Origin of the sequence: Streptomyces sp. NPDC002779 (assembly GCF_042888685.1) — a bacterium.
In the GTDB taxonomy this organism is placed as follows: domain Bacteria; phylum Actinomycetota; class Actinomycetes; order Streptomycetales; family Streptomycetaceae; genus Streptomyces.
On sequence record NZ_JBIAQC010000030.1, the window covers coordinates 1 to 16,036 of the forward strand.

General features: G+C 68.7%; 9 protein-coding genes and 1 pseudogene. 3 read left to right on the forward strand and 7 right to left on the reverse strand.

Translation table 11 applies throughout. The features are described from left to right. Nucleotides 1–195: 195 nt before the first annotated feature. Together ACFYW5_RS35635 and ACFYW5_RS35640 are read right to left on the reverse strand one after the other, a co-directional pair. The gene (locus ACFYW5_RS35635) at nucleotides 196–636 is read right to left on the reverse strand and encodes a hypothetical protein (RefSeq protein ID WP_389421295.1); all 441 of its coding nucleotides are present in this window, start codon (nucleotides 634–636) and stop codon (nucleotides 196–198) included. 211 nt (nucleotides 637–847) lie between these two features. Continuing rightward, complete coding sequence (locus ACFYW5_RS35640; RefSeq protein ID WP_389421296.1) at nucleotides 848–1,618, reverse strand: calcium-binding protein; 771 nt, start codon at nucleotides 1,616–1,618, stop codon at nucleotides 848–850. 1,385 nt (nucleotides 1,619–3,003) lie between these two features. Between ACFYW5_RS35640 and ACFYW5_RS35645 the strand changes: the two genes are divergently transcribed. Next, a complete protein-coding gene (locus tag ACFYW5_RS35645) occupies nucleotides 3,004–3,609 on the forward strand; it encodes a lytic polysaccharide monooxygenase (RefSeq protein WP_389421307.1) in 606 nt (201 codons plus the stop codon). A 660-nt stretch (nucleotides 3,610–4,269) separates the two neighbouring features. After that, a complete protein-coding gene (locus ACFYW5_RS35650; RefSeq protein WP_389421297.1) occupies nucleotides 4,270–4,776 on the forward strand; it encodes a transposase in 507 nt (168 codons plus the stop codon). Here the strand turns inward: ACFYW5_RS35650 and ACFYW5_RS35655 are convergent. After that, nucleotides 4,734–7,973 carry a glycosyl hydrolase 115 family protein gene (locus ACFYW5_RS35655; protein WP_389421298.1) on the reverse strand — a complete coding sequence of 1,080 codons (3,240 nt, stop codon included), beginning with the start codon at nucleotides 7,971–7,973 and terminating at the stop codon, nucleotides 4,734–4,736. The genes ACFYW5_RS35650 and ACFYW5_RS35655 overlap by 43 nt on opposite strands. A gap of 93 nt (nucleotides 7,974–8,066) precedes the next feature. Next, nucleotides 8,067–9,377, reverse strand: coding sequence for an SGNH/GDSL hydrolase family protein (locus ACFYW5_RS35660; protein ID WP_389421308.1), 1,311 nt, complete (start codon nucleotides 9,375–9,377; stop codon nucleotides 8,067–8,069). A gap of 472 nt (nucleotides 9,378–9,849) precedes the next feature. Here ACFYW5_RS35660 and ACFYW5_RS35665 point away from each other — a divergent pair, with 472 nt between their 5' ends. Next, entirely contained in the window at nucleotides 9,850–10,986 is a 1,137-nt protein-coding gene (locus ACFYW5_RS35665) for an endo-1,4-beta-xylanase (protein ID WP_389421299.1), read from the forward strand. A 709-nt stretch (nucleotides 10,987–11,695) separates the two neighbouring features. Here the strand turns inward: ACFYW5_RS35665 and ACFYW5_RS35670 are convergent. The 3 genes and pseudogenes from ACFYW5_RS35670 to ACFYW5_RS35680 form a co-directional block, all read right to left on the reverse strand. Further along, nucleotides 11,696–13,201, reverse strand: coding sequence for an ISL3 family transposase (locus tag ACFYW5_RS35670; protein ID WP_389421309.1), 1,506 nt, complete (start codon nucleotides 13,199–13,201; stop codon nucleotides 11,696–11,698). 232 nt (nucleotides 13,202–13,433) lie between these two features. Continuing rightward, the gene (locus ACFYW5_RS35675; protein ID WP_389421310.1) at nucleotides 13,434–15,215 is read right to left on the reverse strand and encodes a rhamnogalacturonan lyase; all 1,782 of its coding nucleotides are present in this window, start codon (nucleotides 15,213–15,215) and stop codon (nucleotides 13,434–13,436) included. 39 nt (nucleotides 15,216–15,254) lie between these two features. Further along, nucleotides 15,255–15,746: pseudogene (locus tag ACFYW5_RS35680) on the reverse strand (RICIN domain-containing protein); the annotation flags it as partial. Nucleotides 15,747–16,036: the final 290 nt, after the last annotated feature.

Here is a 16,036-nt window from a genome sequence, read left to right on the forward strand (position 1 = left end):
AGCGAGTACTTTCTGGGGGCGGCCATGGTCGATGTTCCTCTCATGAGAACCATCTGACCCTCTGTCAACACACTCCGCATCTCGGGGGAACCTCAAGCCACGGCACCGCACGGGCTTTGGCGGACGGGGGAGAGCGCTCGCCTGTGCGGAGTACGGCATGGCGGCCCAGTCATGGTCCAACCGGTCGGCGAGGTCTCATCCGACCGTGGCAGTCCGTCCGTTCCGTGAGAAGGTGACTGCCCCGTTGGCGGTGATGGTTATCGCAGCGCCTCGGACGGGGAGGGCTCCGTCAACGACGAGCCAGGTGCGGATGCGATCCAGCTTGTCCCACAGGCGGACTGGCCCGCCCTGGTGCACGGTCGGCAGGTCGTGGCGCGTTGGTGCCGTAGCTCGGGCCCAGGAGCCGTCCTTGTGCAGCATGTACACGGTGCGGCTGCCGTCCTGCGCGGTGTGCTGACGGTACTCGATGCCGGGCAGCAGGAGTTCGAGGGTGGACCGCAGGTCCCAGGTGTCCGGCACGTATGTCAGCGGGTAGCGGCCCGTGCCGGTCTCGCCTTCGGCGTGCCGGGCGTGCTGCCACCCGGGCGCGTCGTCGTTGAGGATAGTGTCGTAGTCCTCGCCGTGGCGCGTGCTCATGAAGCCAGGCAGGGGGCCTGCTCGTGATCAAGCTAGTACTGCAACGGTGTTTGCCGTGGCTGCTGGCCAGGTCGGTCATGTCGCGCGGGGGCCCGCCGTGTGCGGCGTTCGCGGTTGACGCGGCTCGGGTGGCGGGTCGCCGACGGCGGTGGCTAGGCGCCCGCGACGCTGTTCGTGCCGCGGGCCAGGGCCTTCGGGCATGGAGGCGCACTTACGGGAGGACGATGTTGCGGCCGGATCCGCCTTCGAGGGCGTCCTTTCCGGTGCCACCGCAGACGAGGTCGTCGCCGCCTTCGCCGTCCAGTGTGTCGTTGCCGGGGCCGCCGAGGACGATGTCGCGGCCGTCCCCGCCCATGGCGTGGTCGTCGCCAGGGCCCGCGTGTACGGTGTCGTCACCGCCGTAGCCCTCGATCATGTCGTCGCCCCGGCCGCCCCACATCTGCTGGTTGCTGCTGTCACCCATCAGATGGTCCATGCCGTCGCCGCCGTGCAGGGCGGCGGGTCCCATGACCATGTCGTTCCCCGCGCCGCCCAGCACCGTGCGTGCGGTGTGGGCGTGCAGTTCATCGTCGCCGGGGCCGCCGCTGACGGTGCCGATCCCGGAGGTGAAGGCGGCGATCGTGTCGTTGCCGTCGCCGAGGAAGACGTCGATCCTGTCGGGCCGGGGGCTGTCCGCGGGCAGTTCGCAGACGACGGAGGTGGTGTCCTCGGCTCTGGAGTACGCACAGTGGTCGCCCGGTTCGAGCGGGACCACGTCGCTGAAGCCGATCCGCCGGATCCCGTCGCTGGTGTACATGGAGAATATGTTGAGGTTGTTGGTCTGTCCTGCAGCGGCGGTGAAGACGATCGACTGAGTTGCCCAGTCGGCTCCGACGCGGGCCTTCGCCTCGGCGGCGGTGGCTGCGGTTGCCGGGCCGACGGCGAGACCGGCGGTGAACAGGGTCACGGCGACCGCGCTGACGGTGGCTCGGTTTCGCTTCATGCGACCTCATCTCGGTGGAGTGACGGGGGACCGACCTGCTTGGCGTGGTGCTGCCGGGGACCGGGCGGACCCGGTCGTAAAGGCAGTCTCCCCTGCTGGTCCGGATCTGCAAGACCACGAATTGACGCGGCGTCATGGTAAGCCGATGTCCCTCCGGATGTGATGTTTGGGCTTCTTGGTCAGGCATGTTCCGGTGTCTCCGTGGCAGGGTTCGCTAGCTCAATTCTGGCTCAGCGAAGGTGAGTTGGCCTGGCACAGTCGATGGTTGGGATGTCGGAGGAGCGGAAGGCGGCTGCCCGGGCGCGGGCGGACGAGCTTCGCCCTACGGCGGAACGAATCGCGGTCGGATTCGCCGAGGCGGAAGCGGTGTTGGAGCGTCGGATGATCGACCGGGAGGAGCTCGTCGAGGACCTGGCCGCTCCAGACGTGGCGGGGATGCCCGCTGCGGGTGCGCGGGGCGGTATCGGCGGTGGTCGAGGAGGCCCTTGGCGCGGGGGCTGTCGTGTCGCACTCGCACGAGGCGGCGACCGTGGAGATGCTTGTGGTGGACTACCGACGGATCGTCGAGCTGTTGGCCGCTACGCGGGTGAGGGCGGAGGGCCCGGCGGAGAAACCATCATCAGTGGGGAGAACTGGCGACGGCCGAGCCGCAGCCCATGCCGTCCGCTCACCGCGGGGCAGCCTTGTCCGGAACAGCCATGTCAGCAAACGTGGAAGGGATCCAGGCCTCTTCTCCATGGCCTGGCTGACGGTCCACCGGGGAGTGTTCCGGCACCTGGTCCGCGAGCGTCTTGGGGCCGCGGCGGCGGCCCAGGTGAGTTGGAGCGCGCCGAGGCTGATCTGCGTTGCTGGTGGCTTCCCTCGCTACGGCATCCATGCTCCAGTGCCGTGGGTTCAGATCCGAGGAGTGCGCACGTTCCCGCTGCGTGCCATCGGCCGTGTTCCTTGCCCGATGCGCCATACAGTCACAGCTCCTACCAGGCAACTTGCCCCGGTTAGGCCGACTCGGGTGTGCGGGAGGCGCACCATCGGGACCGGCGATCTTGTGAGTTGTGGAACCGGACAGCCCTCGCGCCGGAACCCGGTCCCGTTGCCATGCTGCGAACGTCCCTCCGTGGCATCGCCCTGCACGCCAGTCCGGGCCGCATCCTCGCTTTCCGGTCCCGGGAACGGTTCTGACTCCCGGCTCACGACAGATTCCCTGCTCGCCGCCCATCCTTGCGATCAACTCCGTTTGTTTCATTGACATTTCACTTAGAAGACGTACCGTTGGGAGCGCTCCCATTACAGTCTTGCAACTGGAAGGAGTCCCCCACATGCGCAAACAGAGTCTGTTAACCGGGCGTCCGCGGTCGTCCCTCCGCCGGCCTCTCCAGGCGCTCGTCATGGTGTTCACCGTGGTTGTCGGCGCACTGACCTGGTCGGCCCCCGCCCAGGCTCACGGCACCCTCATCGGCCCCGCCACCCGCGCGTACCAGTGCTGGAAGACGTGGGGCAGCAACCACACGAACCCGGCCATGCAGACCCAGGACCCCATGTGCTGGCAGGCCTGGCAGGCCAACCCCGACACCATGTGGAACTGGATGAGCGCGCTCCGCGACGGCCTCGGTGGCCAGTTCCAGGCGCGGACCCCCGACGGGACGCTCTGCAGCAACAACCTCTCGAGGAACGCCAGCCTGAACAAGCCCGGGCCGTGGAAGACCACCACCGTCGGCAACAACTTCTCGATCCAGCTGTACGACCAGGCGTCCCACGGTGCCGACTACTTCAAGGTCTACGTGAGCAAGCAGGGCTTCGACCCCAAGACCCAGACCCTGGGCTGGGGCAACCTCGACTTCATCACGCAGACCGGCCGCTTCGCCCCGGCGCAGAACATCACGTTCCCTGTCCAGACCTCCGGCTACACCGGACACCACATCGTGTTCGTGATCTGGCAGGCCTCGCACCTCGACCAGGCCTACATGTGGTGCAGCGACGTGAACTTCGGCTGAGCCGGAGAGCGCCGCACACGGCACCGGCCTCTGCCAGGCGCCGGTCACCCGCCGCCCGGCCGACCGAGCTCCGTCGGGGCAGGGGACGCATTTGGTCCCCTGCCCCGACGGGGGCTTCCTGCGGTCCTCTAGCGTCCTGCGCCAGATATCCCTCGCCCGCCTCTGCCGACGGATCTCTGGCGCAGGACACTGGGGATCCGGTAGACCGGGGTGGTGGGAGCGAGAGGGAGATCGGGGCGGACTCGGGTGCGGGGAAAGAACCGGCGCTCACGAGTGAACGTTGTGCCCTCCACAGCACCGTCCTTGTAGACCGGACCGACGAGTCGCCCGTAGCTGTCGCGGATTTGGATGCGCATCCCGGGCTTCCAGTGCGCCCGCCGCCACGCGCCGACCGAGAGCGGCCTCCGCGTTCCTGTCGGTGCTGTGCGCTCTTCGGGTGGCTCTTCTGGCGGAGGAGTGAAATCCAGGACGCGGACTCAGCTCAGCTGGCATTCGCCCGGTGGACGCCTCCGCCCGCCTCTGCCGGACCCCGGTCCGCGCCCCACGTCGCGCAGCACCCTGGGAAGGATCGCCACGAGCGAGGCCGGCCGGGCCGGTGGGTTCCATGCTACGGAGACTTGCGTCCCACGTGGACGTCCCTCCCTGGACTATCAAGATGCGATGTCAGGGTGTCCACTCCGAAGGATCAGCCTCACCATCGGCGTCCCCCAGGATGGCGGCCGCGAGGTCGTCGGCGTCATCGTCGGCGACAGCGAGACCGAAGTCTTCTGGGCCCAGTTCCTGCGTCACCTGCGAGAAGGCGGATTGAGTTGCGTCCGCCTGGGCATCTCCGACAGCCACAGCGCTCTGGTTAAAGCGATCCGCAAGAGGAGACCGGCGAGGCCGGCGACGACGGCGATCTGGAGGGTGGCGAGAGCGGCGACGGAGCCGGCCTCGCCCTGCGTCCCCAGGTCGATGGCGATGGTGCCGATGACCTGTGACCCGGCCTCGGCGAGGAACAGGGCGGGCGCGTACTCGCGGATCGTCTGGGCCCGGATGAGCAGAGACGAGGCGAGCATCGCGGGCACCAGGGGGCGGATGAGGATGCCGGGGCGCGAGCGGAGTCGGGGCCGTCCGCCGCGGCGTCAGCGGCGGCCGGCTCGGTGGCTTTCCGGCGGCCCCAAGTAGCTCGGCTTCAGCCCGCCCGTGTCGACGACGAGCCTTTGCACTACCACCGTCGGGTCCACCATCCACAACTTCAGGGTGTGGGTGCCTGGCCCGGACACTGTGTGTTCGGTGACGGTGAGGTTGGTGTTGTCCGAGGTGTTTCGTTCCCATTGCTTGTTCATCGACGTGTCGTCGGCGCCCGTGACCCGGGTGACATTCACCGTCGTCGGCGCAGCGCCGTCGAACGACACCGCGTACCGAAGACCCTCCGTAGGCAGCACGTTGTTGCGCGGCGACAGGTACACCAGCACCCGCACCGTCCCCGGGTCCGTCGTCAGCGTCACCCCGTACTCCAGGCGCGGGCCGTTCCCGCCCGGCGCGCGGCTCGGCGCCGTCACCGGCCAGGGTGTCACACCCGACCCCGTCCGCCCGATGTCCGGGATCTCCCGCCAGGTCACCCCGTCTGTCTCCACCGCGCGCGTGGCGTGCGCCGCCTCCATCGCCACGTACCCCGACGCTTCCACGAACCCCCGGCGCCTCCCGCGCGCGCCCAGCCGCGGGTTCTCCACGCGCGCCGTCACCCGCACCGCCCGGCCACCCGCTCCGCGCACCGTGAGCGGCACCTCGGTGGTCCCGCGCGGCGCACGCCGCCAGTCCACCCGCACTGTCGCCCGCACCTGGTGCGTCACCCGGCCCCGCGCACGGTCCACCGTCAGCCACTCCACCGGCGACTCGATCCGGTATTCAAACGGCTCCCGGCCCCGGTTGAACACCTCGACGTACGGATCGGGCGCGGTCCGGTACGGGCTCAGCGCCGGCAGTACCGCGGGCGCGTCCGAAGCGGGCCACCACGCGTCCGAGCCGTCGAGCCCTACGCCCATCTCCGCCCCCGCCGGGACCTCGACGCGCTGAACCGCCGGAAACACCTCGTCCGGCAGCGCCACGTGGTCCGGCGTCTGCGGCTGCTGCCAGGCCGCGTCCGGGCCGTACCGCGCCACATTTCCATAACCGATTTTCGGCTGGGTCTGGAAGCCCCTCCACTTCCCCCCGGCCAGCTCTTTGTTGTAGTGGTCCGACAGGGCCTGGTCGTCGGCGAAGCGCGCATCGGTGACGTCTGCCAGGGCGTTCGCCGCCGCCCGTCCCTGCGCCGCGTAATGCAGGTTGGTGAACTCCGCCTCGCGCAGCGCGTACAGGTTCGCTGTCGCCTTCACCTGGTAGAACGCGAGCTGGAAGTACGCGTCCTGCCGCTCGGCCGGGAGCAGCGCCCCGATCCGCTCGGCGCGCCCGGCGAGCCGCCGCCACTCGTCGGTGACGCGCTCCAGCTCCCGGTAGTGGTTGAGGTGGTACGGGCTCTGCCGGTCGTCGTAAGTCACCGCGGAGGGGTCGGTGGCCGGGTTCTTCGCCGGGTCGAGGCTGATCCGGCGGTTCAGCAGTTCAGGTTTGCGGCGCGCCTGGAGCACACCGTAGGCGTGCAGCACCCCGGCGATCGCGGCGGCGTACCGGGGGCCGAAGTTCTCCTCCGCGTAAGCCCGTTCCCATTCCTCCAGGCGCTCCAGCGGCCAACGGTCGGGATCCCATGCGTAGTCGAGGAAGAACTGGAGCGGCAGCTCGTGGTTCTTCATGTCGCCGACGTTGACCACCCACAGCCGCTCCACACCGTACGTGTACGCGAGGTGGAGTTGCTCCCAGGTGGAGGTGAGGTTGGTGGTGTCGACCCACTTGTAGTTCCGGCCGCCGCCGACGTAGTCGAAGTGGTAGTAGATGCCGTATCCGCCCGCGCGTGGCTCCATCGACTGGTCCGGGAGCTTGCGCATGTTGCCCCAGTTGTCGTCGCAGAAGATCACCGTGACGTCCTCGGGCGGGCGCAGGCCCTCGTCCCAGTACCGCTGGACCTCCTTGTAGAGCGTCTGCACCTGGGGTATCGCGGTGAGCCGGTCGGCCCCGGCCTCCTCGGCGAGGATGCGGCGCTGGGCGGCGAGGATGGACTCCATCAGCTCGATGCCGTCGCCGTCGGGCAGGCTGACGTCGCCGTTGCCGCGCATGCCGAGTGTGACGACGCCCTCGAAGTCCTGTTCCACCATGCGGCGTACGCCGTCGCGCCAGTAGGCCTCGATGGCGTCGCGGTTGCGGCGGTAGCTCCACTCGCCGGTGCCGCCGTACGGGTCGCGGCCCGGGACGGTGATGTTCCCGGCGGCGTCGCGCCGCGCGGCGACGGCGTGGCGGTTCCACTCCTCGATGCCCCGCATCATGGGCGCCTCGTGGGAGGTGCCCATGACAACGCCGTAGCGCTTGGCGGTCGCGTGGTTCTCCGGATCGTCCTCGGCGAAGGCCCGGCCCCACACGGCGGGCCACAAGTAGTTGGCCTTCAGCCGCAGCATGACCTCGAAGACCTTCTCCCAGAACTTGCTGTTGAAGCCGTTCGGATACCCGGGCGCGAGGCCGGGGCCGAAGTACGCCGGGGCCCACGTGCCGAGCGACGGGTTCTCGTCGTTGATGAAGAAGCCGCGGTACTTCACCGCCGGAGTGCCCTGCGTGTGGCGGCCCGGCAGCACGTACAACTCGTCGTGGCGGTGCGGGGGCACGTCGTCCCAGAAGTGCCACGGCGACACCCCGATCTGCCGCGACACCTCGTACGCTCCGAAGATCGTCCCGCGCTGGTCGCTGCCCGCGACCACGAGGGCGCGCCGCACGCCCGGCAGCGGATCGCGCACGACCTGCTGGAGAGACGTCTCCCACTTTCCCCCGATACCGGACACGTCCAGTTTCCCGGTTTCGACCAGGCCGTCGAGCAGAGGGCTGCGGCCCAGCGTGCCCACGAGCACGATGTCCCGCGACTCCGCCCCCGGCAGGCCGTGTGCGACGGCGGGCTCCGTGCCCGTCACCCGGCCGATGTCCGTCCGCAGATCCCCGACGACCCGCACCACGCCGGGGTGGTCGCCTTCATCGACCACGAGCGGCGCCGCCCGACCGCCCGCCACCAGTGGAAAGGCGTCCCGGGCGGGGGCGAAGGACACGAACCGGCGGTAGGGGCCGGAGCCGGACCCCGGTCTCCCGGCGGCGGCACCCGGCCCGAACGGCGATGCCGGGGCGGCGGCCGCCACGGGGGAGGGGGCAGCGACGGAGGCCACCGCGGTGGCCACGGCCGCCGCCAGCACCGTGCGCCGACGGGGAGACGGGGACGGGGAAGCGGGGGTGCCGCCTCCGAAAGACCTGCTCATTACTCGACCTCCGGAACGGAACGATCGGGACAGGGCGTGAAGTGTGAGACAAGGAGTGGCAGGGGGGCGGTGGAGTGCGTGCGGGGGCGCTGCCTATCCGCGGGTGTCCCGGAACAGCCGGACGGGCACCGCGTCGGCCAGCAGACCGTAGCCGTGCGGGTTCAGGTGCAGGTGGTCGCCCCCGTCGGCGGAGTGCAGCAGCCGCTCCGGAGCGGCTGGATCCCGCACCGCCGCGTCGAAGTCGATCACCGCGTCGAACCGGCCGCTGTCACGGATCCACGCGTTCACCGTCCGCCTGGCCTCCTCCCGCAGTCCTTCCGCGTCGTCGTACATCTCGTTGCCGCCGAACGGCAGCAGGGTCGCCCCGTACACCTCGATGCCGTGGGCGTGCGCGCGGACGACGATCTGCTCGTACGCTGCGATCAACCGCGCCGCGACGTCCTTCTGCGCGGCGGGTGTGGCCGGCGCCGTACCGATGTCGTTGATCCCCTCGAAGACGACGAGCCACTCCACACCACTCTGCGCCAACACGTCACGATCGAGGCGGGCGAGCAGGTTCGGACCCAGACCGTCGTTCAGTACACGGTTGCCGCCCGCCGCCTGGTTGAGGACGGCGGTGTCCGCCGTGCCGCCGGACCGTGACAGCAGACGGTCGAGGAACTGGTCGGGCCAGCGGTTGTTCATGTTGGTGGTCGAGCCCCGCCCGTCGGTCAGCGAGTCCCCGACGACCGCGACAGCGGCCGTGCGCCTCGGCGCCCACGTCTCGATCCCACTCAGGAAGTACCAGTGGTCGGTGGGGGTGGCCCCCGCCAGGTGCACGGCATCGACGTGGTCACCGGCCAGGAGGTGGGACGTGGTCCTCGACCCGGGGTGCGAGGTGATGTCGCGCGACGCCTGGCCCTCGGCCAGGTACGTCGTCACCGTGAGGTTGCTCCCCGCCGCCACGTCGAACGGCAGCGGGTCGGACACGGCCTGCGCACCCACCGGCACGGTCGTCGACGCGCCGCCTTGGAAGGTGACCGTGCGGGCGGAACCGGGCTCGATCCCGGTGACCCCGGCCCGGCCGTCGACCGGGCGTGCCACCGACACCGAGGTGATCGGCAGGGGAGCGCCGCCGAAGGCGTTGGAGAAGCGCAGCCGGATCCGCTCCCCGCCGACCGTGACCCGCACCGTCTGACGCAGGGTGCTGTCGACGAGGACGGCATCCTCCTGGGTGAACGGCGGCGGCGGCATGTTGCCGGGTTCCGTCAACTGCGGCATGGCCGTCCAGGTGTTCACCCAGTGCCGCCCTTCCCGGGTGGTGTTCTCCGTGTCGGCCGCGCCCGCCGCTCCGCCGGTGGAGGCGGCGGTCAGGAGTGAGATCGCGAGCAGGCCTACGGCGGTGAGACTGCTGATCCATGACATTCTTCGCACGGCGGTGCCGTCCCTTCATGGCGCCGACCGTCAGCGGCGCAGCCCTGTGAACCGCACAGCCCTGTGAACCGCACAGCCGGGGTACGACGACGAGGCTTCCCGAAAGGTGCGTCCACGCGGTCTTCCATGGAGCGACGACGACGTTAGGCAACCTACTTTCGGGACGTCAAGACGTGTACCCGTCGAAACATTTCGGTACTCGGGGCCTGCCGCCGAAAGGCACAGGGCAGCCGACTGAAAGCCCTTGGCGTAGGAGCCAACTACTCGAAACGGCTCCTGTTGAGGTTGATTTGCAGCGCTTCAGACCGTTCTGTGATGAGCGCTGTCGCGGGAACGGTGCTTCTGCGATGAGGCCGTGTGTACGGGTATTGACCTTGCCCCCGACAGGCGCTTAGCTTCCATTACTGAAAATATTCGATCCAGGTGTCGAATCTTTCGAAGGATACGGAATGAGGCTTTCCGCATGAGGCGTCTCCGCTTCCTCACCGTGGCCCTGGCCACCGCCGCCCTGTCCCTGCCGCTCACGGCCGGCGTGGCGGGAGCCGACCCGGCGGCCGACCGGCAGTCCGTCCCGCACTCCAACGCCAGGCTCGACCGGCTGCGCGACGCCGCCCCCGAGGATTTCGTCGTGGGCACCGCCGTGGCAGGCGGCGGCCACCACTTGGAGCAGGACTATCCGGACCCGTTCACCTCGGACAGGGAGTACCGGAAAATCCTCGGGCGCCAGTTCAGCTCGGTTTCGCCCGAGAACCAGATGAAGTGGGAGTTCGTCCACCCGGAGCGGGACCGGTACGACTTCGAGGCCGCGGACGCCATCGTCGGTTTCGCCGAGCGGCACGGTCAGGTCGTGCGGGGGCACACACTGCTGTGGCACAGCCAGAACCCGCAGTGGCTGGAGCAGGGCGGCTTCTCGAAGGAGGAACTGCGCGCGATCCTGCGCGAGCACGTCACCACCGTCGTCGGCCGGTACGCCGGCAGGATCCAGCAGTGGGACGTCGCGAACGAGATCTTCGACGACCGGGGGGATCTGCGTACGCAGGACAACATCTGGATCCGTGAACTCGGCCCGGGCATCGTCGCTGACGCCTTCCGCTGGGCGCACGAGGCCGACCCGAAGGCGAAGCTGTTCTTCAACGACTACGGTGTCGAGAGCGTCAACGCCAAGAGTGATGCCTACTACGCCCTCACGCAGGACCTGATCCGGCAGCGGGTGCCCGTGCACGGGTTCTCCGTGCAGGCACACCTGAGCACGCGGTACGGCTTCCCGGAGGATCTGGAGACGAACCTGCGGCGGTTCGACGCGCTGCACCTGGAGACGGCCGTTACCGAACTGGACGTACGGATGGACCTGCCGGAGACCGGGATGCCCACCGACGCGCAGCAGAAGCAGCAGGCCGACTACTATCGGCGAGCGCTGTCGGCGTGTCTGGCCGTCGAGGACTGCAACTCGTTCACGATCTGGGGCTTCACCGACAAGTACTCATGGGTGCCGGTGTTCTTCCAGGGGGAGGGGTCCGCGACGGTCATGACCGAGGACTTCGGCCGCAAGCCCGCCTTCCACGCCCTGCGGTCCACGCTGCAAGCGGCTCGGGGAGACTGATCCCTGTGGTCCGCCGCCAGGGTTCACCACCGATCGGATCGTCGGCCAAGGTGGCGCCGGCTGCGGCGAGCGTGCCGGCGAGGCCGTCGCGGAATCCGGCGGCGGTGATGTTGGCGAGGTGGCCGCCGCCCGTCGCGGCGGCCGCCATGACCACGGTGGTGACCTCGTGCCTGACGGACGACGAACCGCGGTGCCAGCCGCTGCTGTACGCCAGCTGGTCCCGGTTCAGCCGCCCCGGGCGGGGTCGACATCATGTCGGCCGTCGCCTCGCGGGGCGCACTTCGTTCGTGACGACGCATGCCGTACGGCAGTGGTCGCCAGATCGGCCACGGCTGGAACATCTTCAACCGCATCACCGCCTGACGTCGCTCCCATGGTGCCGGCCGCCCACTTGCAGCGGTCGGCACCCTCACCCCTCATGACCGCTGGAGCAACCGTGCAACTTTTGACGGGGACGGTTGAGCAGCTCCTCGACCCCGTCTACGCGACCAACCGGTTCCTCGGCAAAACGCTCCAATTCGACTGGCGCAACGATCCAATCGGGTAGACATGCCAGCAAGTAGTCCCCACCGCCGACCACCAAAGGCCCCACCAGGGTTACGAAGCGACAACACCGTTTCGACCAGCTGGCCCTCAAGCAGTCCGGCCCAGGCCGGGGTGTGTCAATTTAACGGCCCTGTCTCACATTCGGTGGTGACGGAGCGTGCTGTTATCCGAGGAGGATGCGGTGTCGGAGCAGGGTGAAGCCTGCTCGTCCGTGCATCTGGCGCGCGATCCGTTTGGTCTTGGTGTTGACGCCCTTAGTGGGGCCGTTGCTGTACGGAAGCGTGAGCCCGGCGATCACGGCGTCGATGTCCCGGTCCAGGCCCCGGGTGAAGGCGTGTAGGTGGGGCAGGTCGGCTGTTCGGACTTGGGCGATCCAGTGCGTGAGCGCATCGGCGTTGTCGGTGTGTGGCGTAAGGAGCGGTGCGAAGTCTCTGATACCTGCTGCCAGTTGGTCTATTTCGGGGCAGACGGCGGTGAGCTTGGCCAGGAGCTCGTGTTGCTCGGGCTTGAGGTTGTCGGGTCTGGTCAGCAGCATCCGGGCGAGTCGACGTGGCGAGATGTGGCTGCGGTCGGCGTCCGCGCGGCCTTGGTTGATGTACTTGTGTAAAAGGTTCAGGCAGCCCGTGAAGCCGAGGGCCTTGATCTCTTCGAAGAGGTGCTGGACGGGGACGCCGGGGTCTTCACTTCGGCGTTTGCGCAGGTGCTCGCGGTAGGGATCGACCAGGCTGGCACGGTACTTGGGGACGCGGAGCATGCGCTCGGGCCGGTCGGCTCGGGCGTAGCGTTTGACGGTGTTCAGGGCCAGTTGCAAACGGCGGGCGAATTCGAGCAGGCCCACGCCCTTCTCGAGCAGGCCATGAACCTGATGCCAGCGTTCGAGGGTGGTCTGAGCGCGGGGCCCTTCGTAGATCGGCGCGTCCAGTACGGTGGCCCAGCAGGCACTGTGTGCCTTCACCTCGCTCAGGGCGGCTTCGCACAGGTTCTTCCATAAATGCCAGCGATCACCAACTTGCACCGCGTCAGGCAGAGCACGGCGGATGGCCTCGGCGTAGGTGGCTGAGCCGTCGCGGCACACGACCTCGATGCCCGGATGCCCGCGCAGCCACGCTTCCAGCGTGTCGGCCGTGCGGTCGGGCAACACGTCGATCCGCTCATGAGTCTCGGCGTCGATCACCACGGTGGCATAGCGGTGCCGCCGGCGCAGGGCGAAATCGTCGACGCCGATCACGCGGGGCACCCGCCCGGTGGGCAACGGGATGCGCAATAGGGTGCGCAGGGCCGTGTGACGGGACAGGCCCACCGCGAGTATCGCCAGCAAACGTGATCCCGCGCGGCCCGCTAACTCTTTGACCACGGCCTTGACCTGCCTGGTCAGACGAGCGGTGCGTCGCTGGTATCGCTCCAGCACCCCGGGCACCTGTTCGCGGAAGGTGTGGCGGCAGCCTCGCGTGGGACACACCAGACGCCGCACCCGCACACGGACCACCACCCGTCGCCCGTCGACCGGAACGTCGGCCACCGTCCGCCAGTGATAGCCGTGCACCCGTCCCGACGAGGCCCCGCACACCGGGCAGACCGCGGTGTCCAGCGGCGTCCGGGCCCGCACCACGATCCGCTCACCCTCGTCGACCACATCCTCCACGACCAGTGGCGACAGACCCGAAAACACCGTCTGCACAAGCTCGTTGACACCTATCACATGAAGGTCAACGACCCTGACAACTCTCCGTCACCACCGAATGTGAGACAGGGCCGTTAAATTGACACACCCAGGCGGCTGCCATCCCGCCCCAGGCACGCCTCTCTGGCCTTCGTCCTTGGTCCGGATACCTCGTTGCCGGCCGGGGCGGGCTGTCCCGGCCGGCAACGAGGTGCTGTTCCTGTGTGCTGGCGGGGTTGCGTCAGCGTACGTAGATGGTGGGCTGCGGTGGGCGGGTCATGCCGGCGCCGAGGAAGTAGCTCGGGTGGGGCGGCTGGTTGTAGGAGGTGTTCTGCCAGGCCAGGGCGACGCGGTACTGGGCGTCGTGGGCCAGGGTGTGCAGTTTGGTGGTCGTCGGGGTGGACGTGGCGTAGATACGCAGGGCGTTGTTGCCGGAGTGGCGCCAGATGACTTCCTCGCGCCAGTCGCCGAACAGGTCGCCCGAGAGCACCGGGGTGGACTTAGTGCCGTTGCTGGACGCGACGCCGCTGCCGGTGAGCAGCCGGGTGTCGCCGCCGGTACCGTACTTGTCGATCTGGGTGCCGTTCAGCAGTTCGCGCACCGGGTCGGCGTCCCACCAGGCGAGGAAATTCGCCGAGGACGGGTTGCGGCCGACGTTTCCGCCGGAGGCGTTGCGCAGGTTGGTCATGTTCGGTCCGGCGCCCCAGAACTCGGCGCCCGCGTTGCCGGCGTGGATGTCACCGGCCACGCCGCGGCCCGGTCCCTCGGTGCCGCTGGTGGGGGTGCGGTGGATGACCTGTCCGGTGCGGGCGTCGTGCAGGTCGGAGCCGGGCTGGTTGCCAGACTCGTGGATGCCGAAGACCTCCAGGCCGGCGCGGCTGGGCACGAAGTCGCCGACGTGCAGGGCGTCGCCGTGGCCGAAGCCTGTGGCGTACATCAGGCGGCCGTTGTCGTCGATGGTCGCGGAGCCGTAGACGATCTCCTGACGGCCGTCGGCGTCGACGTCGGCGACGGACAGCTGGTGGTTGCCCTGGCCGTACGCGGCGCCGTTGCCGGAGGTGTTGGAGTCGAACGTCCAGCGCTTGACGAGTTGTCCGTTGCGGAAGTCCCAGGCGGCGATGACAGCCCGGGTGTAGTAGCCGCGGGCCATGATCAGGGAGGGTCGCTGGCCGTCGAGGTAGGCGGTGCCGGCCAGGAAGCGGTCCACGCGATTGCCGTAGCTGTCGCCCCAGGAGGAGACGTTGCCGCGCGGCGGGTCGTAGGTGACGGTGGACATCGCGGCGCCGGTCAGACCGTTGAACATGGTCAGGTACTCGGGCCCGGTCAGGATGTAGCCGCCGGAGTTGCGGTGGTCGGCGCTCGCGTTGCCGATGACCGTGCCTCGGCCGTCGCGCGTCGCGTCCGCCGTCTTCATGGCCACCTCGGCCCGGCCGTCGCCGTCGTAGTCGTACACCTGGAACTGCGTGTAGTGCGCCCCGGCCCGGATGTTGCGGCCCAGGTCGATACGCCACAGCCGCTGGCCGTTGAGCCGGTAGGCGTCGACGTAGACGTTGCCGGTCACGCCGGACTGCGAGTTGTCCTTCGCGTTGTCCGGGTCCCACTTGACGATCAGCTCGTACTGCCCGTCGCCGTCCACGTCACCCGGACTGGCCTCCACCGGCGTGTAGCCGGTACCGGGCGAAGACAGCGGTACGTCGAGGTAGTTGCCGCCGGTGAAGCGCAGCGAGGACTCCGAAGCCGGTTGCTCCGTGCCGTTCACCACCGCACGCACGGTGTACGAGGCGTCCGAAGGGGCGCCGCTGTCCAGGTAGTTGGTGGAGTCAGTGACCGGCGAGCCGTTCACCCTCGTGCCGTTGCGGTACACGTTGAACGCCGTGTCGTAGCTCTCGGTGCCCAGCAGTCGCCAGGACACCAGATTGTTCGAGCCCGAACGCACCGAGACCAGGCCCCGGTTCAGGTCCTCCATCTGGAGGGCGTCACCGGCCGGCGGATTCGGGTCGGTGCCGCCGTCGACCTTGACCAGCCGCCACTGCTGATTGAAGCCGTCGATGTCGTCGTACTGCGAGATACGGGCACCGTCGTCCGCCGACCGCTCCCAGACGTCCAGGGCCTTGCCGCTGTTGCGGTTGATCAGCTGCACGTACTGGGTGTCGATGTCGACCACGCTGAACTGCTGATTGACGGCGTTGTTGTCCGTCCACTGCTGCACGGTCGCGCCGTTGGCGGTGGACCGTCCCTCGACGTCGAGCACCTTGCCGCTGTGCCGGGCCATGATCCGGTAGTAGCCGTTGCCCGAATCGACGAACCGGAACTGCTGGTTGGCGGCGGTTCCCTGGGTCCACTGGACGACCGCGGCGCCATCGGCGGTGGAGCGTTCGGAGATGTCGATGGCCTTGCCACTGTGGCGTGAGACGAGTTGGTAGTAGGCGGACGTGTCGATCACGGCCGCGCTCGCGCTGGACGCCGGCAGCGCGACCAGCGAAACGGCGGCCAGTAACACCGCCAGCACATACGCGACCGGCCCGCAGGACCTTCGCGAACTTCGGACGGACATGTACAGCTCCTCTAGGTGGGCGGAAATGGGCTATGGGCATTGCGTAGCGAAGCGAGTGAATGAAACGTTTCACTTGCGTCGCGCACAAGGGCAAGGGTTCCGTTGCGTGGGGTGGGAGCGCTCCCAGCGAGGCTAAGGGCGGGCCCTGCGAGTGGCAAGGCGTCTGCGCGGACTGAATGGGGTCCCACCAGTACTCGCCGAGAAAGCAACGGAGCAGCCCCTGGGGATACTCCCTGTCAGATGCCGCTGCCGAGGGCGTTGGCGCCGGTTGCCGGCCAGGGCGGCGGCGG

What these genes read in the sequence shown, in the direction of transcription:
- ACFYW5_RS35665 (WP_389421299.1), top strand. Translation starts at nt 9,850, where the DNA reads ATGAGGCGTCTCCGCTTCCTCACCGTGGCCCTGGCCACCGCCGCCCTG.
- ACFYW5_RS35650 (WP_389421297.1), top strand. Translation starts at nt 4,270, where the DNA reads ATGTCAGGGTGTCCACTCCGAAGGATCAGCCTCACCATCGGCGTCCCC.
- ACFYW5_RS35660 (WP_389421308.1), bottom strand. Translation starts at nt 9,377, where the DNA reads ATGTCATGGATCAGCAGTCTCACCGCCGTAGGCCTGCTCGCGATCTCA.
- ACFYW5_RS35655 (WP_389421298.1), bottom strand. Translation starts at nt 7,973, where the DNA reads ATGAGCAGGTCTTTCGGAGGCGGCACCCCCGCTTCCCCGTCCCCGTCT.
- ACFYW5_RS35635 (WP_389421295.1), bottom strand. Translation starts at nt 636, where the DNA reads ATGAGCACGCGCCACGGCGAGGACTACGACACTATCCTCAACGACGAC.
- ACFYW5_RS35640 (WP_389421296.1), bottom strand. Translation starts at nt 1,618, where the DNA reads ATGAAGCGAAACCGAGCCACCGTCAGCGCGGTCGCCGTGACCCTGTTC.
- ACFYW5_RS35645 (WP_389421307.1), top strand. Translation starts at nt 3,004, where the DNA reads ATGGTGTTCACCGTGGTTGTCGGCGCACTGACCTGGTCGGCCCCCGCC.